Raw genomic sequence first — 12004 nt, forward strand, 5'->3', positions numbered from 1 at the left:
CACGAGGAGGCGCCAGGTTAAACTGAAGGGACTGACCCCGGAGGAGTTCCGGAGACAGTCCCTTGCGGCGTAGTTCTTATTTAAGCCGTCCAGGTTTTGGGGTGCAGTTCATTTTGGGACGGGGCTTTTTTAGCTACCCAATCTGGGGCCTTTAAAGCTTGAGCCACGCATTGAGATAGGGCAGCTAAAAAAGCCCCGTCCCAAAAAGACTAAAAAAGCCCCGTCCCAAAAAGACTACCCGTGCGCCAACTGCCGGCCCTTGTTACATGAAAGCGCCCTCAAGCGGATGTGCTTGAGGGCGCTTCTTGCATGACTAGCTTTCGATATAATCTTTGAGCTTGCTGGAGCGGCTGGGGTGGCGGAGCTTGGCCAGGGTCTTGGACTCGATCTGGCGGATGCGCTCGCGCGTGACACCAAACTCGCGGCCGACTTCCTCGAGCGTGCGGGGATGTCCGTCGACAAGTCCAAAGCGCAGCTCAATAACCTTGCGCTCACGATCGGCAAGCGAGTCGAGCACCTGGGTGAGCTGCTCCTGCAGCATGGAGAAACTGGCGGCATCGGGCGGAACGATGGCCTGGGAGTCCTCGATAAAGTCGCCCAGCTGGGAATCCTCTTCCTCGCCGATAGGAGTCTCGAGCGACACGGGCTCCTGCGAGATCTTCTGAATCTCGCGGACGCGGTCGGCACTCATGTCCATCTCGGCACCGATCTCCTCGGGGGTCGGGTCGCGACCCAGATCCTGGAGGAGCTGGCGCTGCACGCGGACAAGCTTGTTGATGGTCTCGACCATGTGCACGGGAATACGGATGGTACGGGCCTGGTCGGCGATAGCGCGCGTGATGGCCTGACGGATCCACCACGTGGCGTACGTGGAGAACTTGAAGCCCTTCTGGTAGTCGAACTTCTCGACGGCGCGAATCAGACCGAGGTTGCCCTCCTGGATCAGATCCAGGAACAGCATGCCGCGACCGACGTAGCGCTTGGCGATGGAGACGACCAGACGGAGGTTGGCGCTGATGAGCGCCTGCTTGGCCTCGAGGCCCACGTTCTCGATACGAGTCAGACGACGCATCTCGGCGCGAGTGAGCTCGATCTCGCCCGCCTCGGCGGCCTCGAGCTTCTCGGTGGCCTCGAGACCGGCCTCGATCTTCATGGCCAGATCGACCTCTTCAGAGGCAGTCAGCAGGTCGACCTTGCCGATCTCCTTAAGGTACATACGAACCGGGTCACCGGTCAGCATCACCGTGGAGGCATCGATGCCACGCACGCGAGAACGCGAACGGGACGTGCGGACGGTGCGCTTCTTTTTGCTCTTGCAAGAACCCATCTCGGCATCGGCCTGACGGGCCATCTTAAGCTCATGATCGTCGAGCGAGCCGGAATCGTGCTCCTCGTCGTCATCGAAATCGTCGGTATCGTTATCGTCATCGTCAACGTCCATGGGGGCGTCGTCGTTTCCGCTCGCGGAGATAATCTGGATGCCGCTGTTGCGCAGCGCGGAATAGACCGCGTTGAGCTGCTCGTCAGAAACATCGATATCCTTCAGGACGACCTGGATCTCGTCCTCGGTTACCGAAGTCCTGTTTGAGCCGTTGCCCATGAGCTTAGCAACGTAGGATTCCAGCCCAGTACCCGTGCTCTCAGTCTTATTTGGCACAGATTCTCCCTTCGTAGTCCACAGGACACATTACTTTAGCACACACTTACACGTCTATACCCAAAATTCAGACTGGATATAGCAGATAACATGCCGATTGACCACAACATCTAGGCCTGATCGGGACCCGCGGCCTCCAAACCAATCAACCGGAACGGATCGGCCACGCCGCCAATCGATTTCTGGAGCTCGCGCTGGCGCAAAGAATCCTGCGCGGCCTGCATGGTCAATGCACGGCGCGCGTCATCGTCGAGCGACCGGTCCTGGCGCAGCTTGGCCTGGGCAGCCCGCATACGGCGCTTGATGGTGTAAAGCTCAAGCGTATCGAGCATAAAGACGATGTTCGTCTCGGTGGGATGTTTGCTCGTCGCCGAGATGCGCCCGGCGCTGACAAGCGAAGCCGCCTCGGGACACACCGCGCGCGCGGCGTCCATGCACGCCGCGGGATCGGTGCCCGGCGGCGTCGCGAGCACGGCCCACGCGATGGACTCGTGACGGGGGTCTACCCACTCGATCGAGCAGATGCGATCGGCGTACGTGCGGAATAGGTCGGGGTAGCTGGTGAGCATCGTCAACAGCTCGCGCTCCCCCGCCAGAGACTTCCGCTCCAGATCGGTCAGCACAATCGGCGTCGCCGGAACGGAAGCGGTCGAAGCAGACCCTGCGGGCACCGTGTCCATGCCAGCAGGCACATCGATCGGCGGCATATCGTCAACGACCTCGACCGGCACGGCCCCGTAGGCCTCGAGCGGCACATAGTCGTACGGTTCCTCCTCGACCGGTGCGGATACCGGCGGCGTCGTCCCCGACGCCCAGGCGCCGCGAGATGCCCCCTGCGGACCGGACACCCGACCGCCCGCGCTGCCTGCGCGCTCGGCCTGTGCCCGCTGGCGCTCGTAGTTCTGCTCGCGACGACGCTCGGCGTCCTCGCGTTTGGCGACATCGCGAAACACACGGCCCGAACTCGAGCGCACCGTCTCCAAATCCAGGCCCAGAAGGTCGGCGATCTGGATAAAGTACGTATCGATCATGTAGCTATCGCGCAGCGGATAGATGAGCGTCAGCGCATCCTCGAGTGCCTTGGCACGACCGCCCGGCGTGGTAATGTCGCTCGACTCCTGCAGTGAGCGGTACACAAAGTCCATGAGGGGCTCGGCGGCGTCGATACGCGCCTGCAGTGCCTCGCCACCATGCGCGGAGACGAACTCCATAGGGTCGTTGCCGTCGGGAAGCACCACGCAGCGCAGGTCCATCGAGTCCTGCTCGATAAACTGAATCGCGCGGCGCGCGGCCTTTTGACCGGCGGCGTCACCATCGAACATATACACGATGCGCTTGGCAAAACGGGTGAGCGTCTTTACGTGATGTTCCGTCAGCGCCGTGCCCAGCGTGGCGACGACGTTTTTGATCCCCGCCTCCCAGCAGGCGATGCAGTCGGTATATCCCTCCACCACGATGGCAGTATCCTGCGCGACGATAAACTCCTTGGCCCAGTTAAAGCCGTAGAGGTTTCTCTTTTTATGAAACACGCTCGTCTCGGCGGTGTTGAGGTACTTGGGTTGGCCGTCGCCCATAATACGACCGCCAAAGGCGATGTTATGACCCTGTTCGTCAAAGATGGGAAACATCACGCGGTCGTAAAAACGATCGGCGAGCTGTCCGCGCCCGCGGCTCACGGCCACGTTGGCGTCGATCATCTCCTGCGGGGTAAAGCCCTTCTGCGACAGATGGGCCACCAACATATTGCGACCCGGCGCAAAGCCCAGGCAGTAGCGACGGCAGACGTCGCCACCCATACCGCGGCTGGCAAAGTACTCGCGCGGACGGCTGTCCTTACCGCGCATGAGCATGGTGTGATAGAACTGGGCCGTCTCGGCGCACAGGTCATAGATGCGGGCGCGCTTGGTGCCGCGATCGCGCTGCGCGCCGGTATCGTGCAGCTCAATGCCGGCACGATCGGCCAGGTAGCGAATCGACTCGGGAAAGCTCAGGTTCTCGCGCTTCATGATGTAGGTGAAGACGTCGCCGCCCTCGCCACAGCCAAAGCAGTGCCACACCTGCGTAGCGGGGATAATGTGAAACGATGGGGTCTTTTCGCCATGGAAGGGGCAGCAACCCCAAAACTCATGGCCGCGGGGTTTGAGCTCAACCGTTTCCTGCACAATGGCAACCAGGTCGGACGCAGCGCGCACCTGGTCTTTCTCCTCATCGCTAATCACGGATGCCCACCCCCTGCTCACCCAAGTTATGACGGATATCGTCAATATTACCCTCGACGGTCGCGATAAGCTCGTCCAGCGAATCAAACACGCGCGAAGGACGCAGCCAACGCGTAAACGCCAACGAAACCGAACGTCCATACAGGTCGCCCGCATACCCGATCAAGTTGGCCTCGAGATGCGCCGAGGCGGCATCGTCGGCATACGTCGGCGGCAGGCCCACGTTGACGGCAGCGGGCCACACGGTATCGTCGACCAGCACAAGGCCCTCGTAGACGCCATCGGCAGGCAGCTGAATTCCGTTTGGCACCAGCAGGTTTGCCGTAGGAAATCCCATATCGGAGCCCTCGTGGCGACCGCGAATCACGCCGCCGCGCACCATATAGGGACGGCCGAGTAGATCGGCCGCCAGCTCAACGTGGCCCAAGCTCAGCTCACGTCGAATGCGGGTGGCGCAGATAGCCTCGCCGGCCTCGCACAGCAAATTGTGCCCATACACGTCAACACCGCGCTCAGCGCCCCATGCCTGCATCTCGGCAACGCCCGAGGCACCGCCGCGGCCCAGCCTAAAATCGCTGCCAACGCGAATGGAGCGAATGTCGACAACATGCGCCAACAGCTCAAGAAAGCCCACGTGATCGAGCGACGCTACCGCAGGCGTAAAGGGAACAGCCACCACGGCATCGACCCCAGTCTGAGCCAGGGCATGCAGGCGGTCGGCCGTCGTCATCAATTTTTGAGCGGGCGCAGGGCTCACCACAACATCTGGATCAGGGTCAAACGTTACGACAACCGCTTTGCAGCCGTGGACGCGCGCATCGCGAATGACCGCGTCGATCAGCTCACGATGTCCCCTATGTACGCCATCGAACACGCCGATGGCAATCGAGGCGGCACCCATAGACTCGCAGTCACCAAAAGCATCAGCCAAAACGATGCGGGCCTCCGCCGCCGCGCCCACAAAAAATGTGTGCGCGAGCTCGCGAGGGTCCAGCATCATCGAACACCGCCGATCGCCTGCGGAAAGACGTGCTCCATCACAAAGCGACCATCCTCGATACGCGCCAAAGCCTTGAGCCCGCCATCGAGCACCAGCGCAAACGGTGCTTTAGACACATCGAAGCCGGCGAGCGCGCGATCAATAGGAATACGACGACCGCACAGCAGATCTTCCGCAAGATTGCCCGGCAAGTCGACGCGCGTGGCGCCGAGGGCCGCAATGGGGTCCAAGGCAAAGCCGGCAGCGGACTCGGCAGAAAGGTCCTCGACCGCATGGCAGGCACCGATGGAGACAATGCCAGAAGCGGTACGGCGCAGCGCGGAAATATGCGCGGCACTATCGCAGGCACGACCCAGGTCGCGAGCGAGCGCACGGATATAGGTGCCCTTGCTCACCGAGAAGGCAACGGTCCAAATGCAGGAATCGCCCTCGCCACTCACGGCGATCAGGTCGGCAGAATATACCTCGACCGGGCGCGCAGGCAACTCAACGGCATTGCCCTCACGTGCAGACTTATAGGCGCGCACGCCGTTGACCGAAATAGCCGAAAACGCCGGCGGGACCTGCATCTGAGGGCCCAGCATGGCGCTCAAGCGCTCACGGGCATAGGCGGGATCGCGCAGCTCAGGTGCAATGGCAACCGTACGGATGGCCTCGCCTTCCGTATCGTCGGTATTGGTCTCGGCGCCAAACGAGATATCGGCGACGTAACTTTTGGTATCGAGGGTAAGCATGCCCAGCAGACGCGTAGCCTGGCCCACGCCCACCACCATGACACCCGACGCCATGGGGTCGAGCGTGCCGGCATGACCGACGCGCCGCTCATGGAGGGCGCGCCGGCACCGCGATACCACGTCGTGGGACGTGCAGCCCACCGGTTTATCGACGGCGAGCAGCATATTCAATTGAGAAGGCGTACGACGAGCCATGTACCATCCAAAAAGTTAGAGCTCGACGGTCACCGAAGCGGGATCCTCCCCCACCAGCTCGGCCAGCATGGGAAGTGCCGCGGTGAGCGTCTCGAAAATCGTTCCGTTATTGGTAAAGCCGGCGGCAGCGTGATGTCCGCCTCCGCCAAAGTTGGCCGCAATCTCGGAGACATCCATGTCGCCCTTGGAGCGCAGGTTTCCGCGCACCTTGGTATCGCCCTCGATGCCCTTAAGGAACAGGCAGACCTCGACACCCATCACCGAGCGCACCACATCGACCAAGCCGTCGCACTCATCCGAAGTGACGCCACATTCCTTAAGGTCGCTTTCGTACGCGTAGCTATACGCCACGCGCCCGTGCGCGACCGTCTTGATGCGGCCCATGACGATGGACTTGAGGTGCAAGAACTCGACGCGCATGCTCTGATAGACCTCGAGCGCGACACGCGCCGGGTCGGCACCGTGCGCCACCAGGCGCGAAGCCGCATGGAACGCAGCGGCATCGGCATTCTGATACTGAAAACGACCGGTATCGGTAACAAGGCCACAGAGCAGACAGGTGGCGATGCGATCGCGAACGACAATGCCGCAATCATCCAAAAAGCGGTCGATGATCATGGCGCACGCCGCAGCATCGACACGCCTCAGGCTTACCTCGGCAAACTCCTCGCGCGCCGGATGGTGGTCAAAGCACACCACATGTTTGGAGCGGCGGAGCACGTCGGCCGAGTTGTTCAGACGCTCGACAACCGGCACATCCACCGAGATAAACAGGTCGGGATCGCCCGTAAAGCTCGAAGCCGGCACCAGACGATCGGCGCCTTCCATAAAGCGGTAAATACGCGGAACGGGATCGTCGTCTGCGAGCAGCAGCGCGATGTCCTTGTCGGGGAACGCCTTCATGAGCGAGAGACCCAAGCCCAACACGGAGCCCAGGGCATCGCCGTCGGGAGAGGTATGACCCGAGATCGCAATGGAGGACGCACCCTCGATAAGCTCGAGGATGCGTCGTTTAATATCTGCAGACTCGCACGATGCGAGGTCGGCGGAATTACTCATCTAAAGCTGCCTCCTGGGCGGCATCCGCTATGGGATAGCCGTCCTCGTCCTTTTCGATCGCCAGCGTGGCCGGGACATTCTCCAGCGCACGCGTAATGCGCTCGGCCTCATCGGTCGAGCGATCGATGCGAAAATCGAGCTCGGGCGTGACGCGCCAGTCGAGCGAGCGAGCCAACAGGCTGCGAATGCGGCCCTTGGCGCTGGCGAGCGCCTCCATGACCTCATCGTAGCGGCTCGCATCGCATGACACGTACACGCGCGCGAACGAACGGTCCACCGCGACCTCGACCGCGGTCAGGGTGACCAGGTCGAGACGCGGATCGGAAACCTCAAAGAGAAGGATATAACCGAGCTTCTCGCGAAGCTGCTCGCCCAGACGGCGGGTTGCCTGCGTTTGCTTCATAGCGCTACCCCCTACTCGGTACGGGCAACCTGGTCGATACGGTAACCCTCGATCTGGTCGCCGGGCTTGATGTCCTGGAAGTTCTCCAGGCCAATGCCGCCCTCGGAACCGCTCTTGAGGCTCTTGGCCTCGTCCTTGTAGTGGCGCATCGAGGCGATCTTACCGTTAAAGACAACGATGCCGTCGCGCACCAGGCGCACGGAATCGGTCGCGGCGATCTCGCCCTCCTCGACGCGGACACCGGCGGCGATACCGACTTTGGGCACCTTAAAGGTGTCCAGGACGGTCGCGGTACCCGTGGAGACCTCGACCTCGGTGGGCTTGAGCATGCCGATACGGGCAGCGTCGAGCTCCTCGAGGCACTTGTAGATAACGTCGTAGCAACGAATCTCGACGCCCTCGCGCTCGGCAGCGGAGCGGGCCTTACCGTCGGGACGCACGCCAAAGCCAATAATGATGGCGTTGGAGGCGTCGGCCAGGACGACGTCGGTCTCGTTGATGGCACCGACCGCGGAGTGGATCGTGTTGATGCGGACCTCGGACTGATCCATCTTGTCGAGCGAGTCCTGAAGGGCCTCGATGGAGCCCTGGACGTCGGCCTTGATGATCAGGTTGAGCTCCTTGACCTCGGCGTCGGCGATGGTCTCGAAGAGGTTCTCGAGCGTGACGTGCTTCACGCGGCTCTGCTCCTCGATACGGGCCTTGAGCGAGCGCTCATCGGCCAGGGCGCGCGCCTCGCGCTCGTCCTCGAACACGCGGAACTCGTCACCGGCGTTGGGGACGGACTGCAGGCCCAGGATCTCGACGGCGTCGGAGGGACCGGCCTCGGTGACGGCGCGGCCCTTGGGGTCGAGCATGGCGCGGACGCGGCCATAGGTGAGGCCGGCGACCAGCGTATCGCCCACGTGCAGGGTGCCGCGGGTCACGAGCACGGTAGCGACCGAGCCGCGGCCCTTGTCGAGCTTGGCCTCGAGGACGTTGCCCGAGGCGAAGGTATCGGGGTTGGCCTTGAGCTCGAGCACATCGGCCTGGAGCAGCACGGTCTCCAGAAGGTCGTCGATACCGATCTTCTGCTTGGCCGAGATGTTGACGAACATATTCTGTCCGCCCCACTCCTCGGGGATGACGCCGTACTCGGTGAGTTCCTGGCGCACGCGGTCGGGGTTGGCGCCGGGCTTATCGATCTTGTTGACGGCGACGACGATGGGAACGCCGGCGGCCTTGGCGTGGTTGATCGACTCGACCGTCTGGGGCATGACGCCGTCGTCGGCGGCGACGATCAGGATGACGATGTCGGTCACCTTGGCGCCACGGGCACGCATGGCCGTAAAGGTAGCGTGGCCCGGGGTATCGATGAAGGTGATCTTGCGGTCGTTGATCATGACCTGCGATGCGCCGATGGCCTGGGTAATGCCGCCAGCCTCGCCGGCAGCGACGCCGGTGTGGCGGATGGCGTCGAGCAGGCTCGTCTTGCCGTGGTCGACGTGACCCATGACGGTGACGACCGGGGCGCGGGGCTTAAGGTCGGCGGGATCGTCGTAGAACGAGAAGGTGTTCTCCTCCTCGGGGGTGATGATCCTGATCTGACGGCCCAAGTCGTCGGCAACAAGCTCGACAAGGTCGTCGGACATGGACTGCGTCATGGTGAGCGGGGTGCCCAGCAGGAACAGGCGCTTGATGATGTCGTTGGCCGGAACGTCGAGCGCCTCGGCAAGCTCCTGGACGGTAACGCCCTGGGAGACCTTGATGGCGTCGAGCTCCTCGGGGTTCACGCCCTGGGCCAGCGCCTCCTCAATCTTGCGCTCCTCCTGAGCCCTAGCGGCCTCGCGCTCGCGCTTCTCCTTGCGCTTCTTGCGGCGACCGGTGGACTCGCGAGAGGCCTCCTCGACGGCGGCACGGGCCTCCTCGAGAACCTTCTCGCGGCTGTACTCCTCGGCCTCGCGCGCCATGCGGCTGTAGTGGTCCTCTTCGCTGTTGTGACCACCCTTGCGCTTCTTGCCCTTGCCCTGCTTATCGGGGTTGGGGAAATCCATGCCGGCAGCGACATTGTTGCTGGCGTTGGTGCGATGGCTGTGCGGGCGGCTCTCGGAGGCGTTGCGGTCGTTGCGACGGCCGCCACGACGATCGTTGTTGCCGCCGCGACGGTTGCCGCGCTCGGCCTTGGCCTTGTCCTCGGCGTCCTTCTTCTCCTTGAGCACGGTCTCCTGTGCGGCGATCTGATCGAGCAGCGAACGGAAGCGCGAACCGGAGTCGGAAGCGGGAACGGCGCGGCGCTGGGCCTCGCGAGCAGCCTCCTCCTTCTCGCGGGCAAGGCGCTCCTGCTCGGCCTTCTTCTTGGCCTCGGCCTCGGCACGGGTTGCCTCCTCAGCGGCCTGGGCGGCGGCAAACTGGCGGCGCTCCTCCTCGCGTGCCTTCTCGGCGGCGATGCGCTCGCGCTCGGCCTCGGCGGCACGCGCTGCCTCCTCGGCGGCGGCAGCCTCCTCCTCGGCCTGCTTGGCGGCCTCGACTTCCTGGGCGCGGGCCTCGATCACCGAGGCAAGCTGCTTGCGGACCATGGCAACATAAGCGTCCTCCAGGGCGGAGGAAGCAGACTTAGCGGGAATCTTCATTTCGGCGAGGTGACCCATCAGTTCCTTGGAGGTCATGCCGAACTCTTTGGCCAGGGTGGACACACGGACTTTTGCCATATGACTTCACCTACCCTTTCTGGCACCTTGGGTGCCTAGAGACTGAACGAGCGTGGGATGTGCGCCGGAACCTGTCCAGCGCAACCGCGCGCTAGATCAGGTCCTCCGCATCATCGAAGGCGTCGGTGTCGTGGACACCGCAGAAACGGGAACCGGGACGGGCCTGGTTGCGGCACTGGATGCCGTCCTCGGACACGTACTCGCAACGACGGGCGTCGTCATCCTCCTCGTCACCGATCAGGTCGGCGGCAGGCTCCTCGTGAACGGGAACGTTCTTGAGGATGTCGGCGGCAAGGGTCTCGGACTTAATGTCGATGTGCCAGCCGGTCAGGCGTGCGGCCAGGCGGGCGTTCTGGCCCTCCTTGCCAATGGCGAGCGAAAGCTGGTCGTCGGGCACAATGACGCCGGCATAGGCCTTCTCCTCGTCGATAAGGACGCGAGTGACCTTGGCGGGCGACAGGGCGTTGGCGACGTAGACGGCCGGATCGGCATCCCACAGGATGACGTCGACGCGCTCACCGCGCAGCTCACCCACGACGGCGCGCACACGGCTGCCCTTGGGGCCGACGCAGGCGCCCACGGGATCCAGGCGGTCATCGAGCGAGTGGACGGCGACCTTGGAGCGCTGGCCGGGCTCGCGGGCGATCGACTTGATCTGGACGGTGCCCTCGTAAATCTCGGGCACCTCCTGCTCAAACAGACGACGCATGAGCTCGGGGTGGGTACGCGAGATAACGATCGGCGGACGGCTGTGCTCGCCGCGGACCGGCGGAAGCGTGGAGTTGGGGTCGCGAACGTCAATGATCACGGCCTTGATGTGCTGGTTGTGCAGATAGCGCTCGCCCATGGGGCGCTCGTTGCGCTCGTTCTCGTAGCGGCGCTGATCAAAGTGCGGAAGCTCGGCCTCGACGCCTTCGCGGATCTTGACGATCGTAAAGTCGGGTGTGGACTGCAGTACGGTACCGCTGATGAGGTCGCCGATACGGCCGGAGAACTCCTCGTAGATCTGCTCGCGGGCGGAGTTGCGCACGATGGCGTTGATCTCAGCCTTGGCGTGCTGGGCGGCGATACGGCTGGTGTTCTTGGGGGTGACGTCAATCTCCTCGAACTCGGTGAAGTTGCCCTCCTCGTCCATGGAATCGTCGATCGGCTCCAGGCGGTAGACATAGATCTTGCCGGTGGTGCGGTCGATGGTCACCTTGGCGCCCCACTCAAGATGCAGGATCTCGGCATAGCTCTTGGCGAGCGACTGCTCCAGGCGGTCGATCAGGTAGAGCTGGTCGATGTGCTTCTCCTGGCAAAGCTCCATCAGGGCGGACATCATGTCGGATGCTGCCATGTTAGTTTCCTTCCTTCGCGGGCTTGAAGTCATAGACGGGCTTCAACTTGCACTTTTTAACATCGGAAAAATCGAGGGTGACAGACTCGCCGTCCTCGAGCTCGAGGGTTACGTTGGTCTCGGTCGCGGCGGCAATCTTGCCGGAGTACTTGCGACGGCCCTCGGTGGCGGTGGAGGAAAGCTCGCAGTCCTCGCCCACAAAGCGGGCAAAGTCACGCGGACGGCGCAGCGGGCGCGCCATACCCGGGCTCGACACCTCGAGCGTATAGCTCGAAGAGATGGGGTCGAGCTCCTCGATCACGTCGCCGACCCACTTGGTGTTGGCCGTGACGTCGTTGAGCGACAGGCTCTGACCCTCGGCACCCTCGATACGCACACGCACGCAGGGGGCCTTGGTGGCACCCACGAGCTCAACGTCGACAATATCGACATCGTGCTGGGGAGCGACGGCCTCGAGCGCGTCGATGATCGCCTGCTCGATCTTGGTCTTGACCATTGCGGCACCTCCATCCATACAAAAAAGAAGCGGGGCCGAAACCCCACTTCTTTCAATTACAACTTCATTTGCAGGCAAACTATACCAATACCTGCGAAAACGTGCAACCACAACACAAACCCGCAGGTCAGCGTGAGCACAGGTTCTCCACAAGAAATGGATAATTGGGTGTAGTCGCAAGTATCCATATCCAAAAAGAGGGACGACCCAGCCGG

Annotated in this window: 10 protein-coding genes; 1 reads left to right on the forward strand and 9 read right to left on the reverse strand. The window is 62.6% G+C overall.

What is annotated here, in order from left to right:
* Positions 1–73 (forward strand): IS3 family transposase (locus tag ACTQV3_RS07695; protein ID WP_441015707.1); only part of this gene is annotated, 73 nt, incomplete at its 5' end.
* A gap of 240 nt (positions 74–313) precedes the next feature.
* Here the strand turns inward: ACTQV3_RS07695 and rpoD are convergent.
* The 9 genes from rpoD to rimP all read right to left on the reverse strand — a co-directional run bounded on the left by rpoD (position 314) and on the right by rimP (position 11789).
* Positions 314–1657, reverse strand: coding sequence for an RNA polymerase sigma factor RpoD (rpoD, locus tag ACTQV3_RS07700; protein WP_370450567.1), 1344 nt, complete (start codon positions 1655–1657; stop codon positions 314–316).
* 110 nt (positions 1658–1767) lie between these two features.
* Positions 1768–3876 carry a DNA primase gene (gene dnaG, locus ACTQV3_RS07705; RefSeq protein WP_441535935.1) on the reverse strand — a complete coding sequence of 703 codons (2109 nt, stop codon included), beginning with the start codon at positions 3874–3876 and terminating at the stop codon, positions 1768–1770.
* A complete protein-coding gene (gene ribF, locus ACTQV3_RS07710) occupies positions 3869–4876 on the reverse strand; it encodes a riboflavin biosynthesis protein RibF (RefSeq protein ID WP_441535936.1) in 1008 nt (335 codons plus the stop codon). Before ribF ends, dnaG begins: the two co-directional genes overlap by 8 nt.
* Positions 4873–5805 (reverse strand): tRNA pseudouridine(55) synthase TruB, encoded by a 933-nt coding sequence (gene truB / locus ACTQV3_RS07715; RefSeq protein WP_441535937.1) that lies wholly within the window; start codon positions 5803–5805, stop codon positions 4873–4875. Before truB ends, ribF begins: the two co-directional genes overlap by 4 nt.
* A 15-nt stretch (positions 5806–5820) precedes the next feature.
* Entirely contained in the window at positions 5821–6864 is a 1044-nt protein-coding gene (locus ACTQV3_RS07720) for a DHH family phosphoesterase (protein WP_441068675.1), read from the reverse strand.
* On the reverse strand, positions 6857–7267 hold the full coding sequence (gene rbfA / locus ACTQV3_RS07725; protein ID WP_117647311.1) for a 30S ribosome-binding factor RbfA: 411 nt from the start codon (positions 7265–7267) through the stop codon (positions 6857–6859). The genes ACTQV3_RS07720 and rbfA overlap by 8 nt, the downstream gene beginning before the upstream one ends.
* A gap of 11 nt (positions 7268–7278) precedes the next feature.
* A complete protein-coding gene (gene infB / locus ACTQV3_RS07730; RefSeq protein ID WP_441535938.1) occupies positions 7279–9954 on the reverse strand; it encodes a translation initiation factor IF-2 in 2676 nt (891 codons plus the stop codon).
* Between the two features lie 91 nt (positions 9955–10045).
* Positions 10046–11293 (reverse strand): transcription termination factor NusA, encoded by a 1248-nt coding sequence (gene nusA, locus ACTQV3_RS07735; protein ID WP_154515419.1) that lies wholly within the window; start codon positions 11291–11293, stop codon positions 10046–10048.
* 1 nt (position 11294) lies between these two features.
* Positions 11295–11789: a ribosome maturation factor RimP gene (gene rimP / locus ACTQV3_RS07740; RefSeq protein ID WP_441068673.1), complete on the reverse strand. Its 495-nt coding sequence runs from the start codon at positions 11787–11789 to the stop codon at positions 11295–11297.
* Between the last annotated feature and the right edge of the window lie 215 nt (positions 11790–12004).

Origin of the sequence: Collinsella sp. LCP19S3_A7, from assembly GCF_052121995.1 — a bacterium.
Lineage (GTDB): Bacteria > Actinomycetota > Coriobacteriia > Coriobacteriales > Coriobacteriaceae > Collinsella.

Bases quoted from the DNA above. Each gene is read 5' to 3' on its own strand.
- ribF (WP_441535936.1), bottom strand. From the start codon at position 4,876: ATGATGCTGGACCCTCGCGAGCTCGCGCACACATTTTTTGTGGGCGCG.
- nusA (WP_154515419.1), bottom strand. From the start codon at position 11,293: ATGGCAGCATCCGACATGATGTCCGCCCTGATGGAGCTTTGCCAGGAG.
- truB (WP_441535937.1), bottom strand. From the start codon at position 5,805: ATGGCTCGTCGTACGCCTTCTCAATTGAATATGCTGCTCGCCGTCGAT.
- infB (WP_441535938.1), bottom strand. From the start codon at position 9,954: ATGGCAAAAGTCCGTGTGTCCACCCTGGCCAAAGAGTTCGGCATGACC.
- rbfA (WP_117647311.1), bottom strand. From the start codon at position 7,267: ATGAAGCAAACGCAGGCAACCCGCCGTCTGGGCGAGCAGCTTCGCGAG.
- ACTQV3_RS07720 (WP_441068675.1), bottom strand. From the start codon at position 6,864: ATGAGTAATTCCGCCGACCTCGCATCGTGCGAGTCTGCAGATATTAAA.
- rimP (WP_441068673.1), bottom strand. From the start codon at position 11,789: ATGGTCAAGACCAAGATCGAGCAGGCGATCATCGACGCGCTCGAGGCC.